The organism is Pseudomonas sp. HY13-MNA-CIBAN-0226, assembly GCF_040310305.1.
Taxonomy (GTDB): Bacteria; Pseudomonadota; Gammaproteobacteria; order Pseudomonadales; family Pseudomonadaceae; genus Aquipseudomonas; species Aquipseudomonas gregormendelii.
Genome location: NZ_JBEOPS010000108.1, coordinates 1 through 349 on the forward strand (window position 1 = coordinate 1; position 349 = coordinate 349).

Annotated in this window: 1 pseudogene; it reads left to right on the forward strand. The window is 58.5% G+C overall.

What is annotated here, in order from left to right:
- Positions 1-23: 23 nt before the first annotated feature.
- Positions 24-349, forward strand: a pseudogene (locus AAEZ05_RS27975) (GNAT family N-acetyltransferase); the annotation flags it as partial.

Below are 349 nucleotides of genomic sequence, written 5' to 3' on the forward strand. Positions count from 1 at the left end.
CCATTGGCGTGGGCAGAACTTTTGTGAACAATGGCGCCCTGCGTTTTTCCACCGAGAGCCCCATGCCTGAAACCACCGTCGAATTGATCCAGACCGGCCCCGAAGAAGCCGAACTGATCCGCAATCTTTACCAGTACTACGCCTACGAGTCTTCGGACTGGGAACAGGAAGATGTCGAGGCCGATGGGCGTTTCTACATCCACGACGAACACCTGGCCCGCTACTGGAGCGACCCGCAATGGAGCGCCAACCTGCTGCTGGTAGACGGCTACATCGCCGGTTTCCTGTTGATCGAAGGCAGCGAACTACCGGGCATCGACGCCCTGGAACTGGCCGACCTGTTCATCCT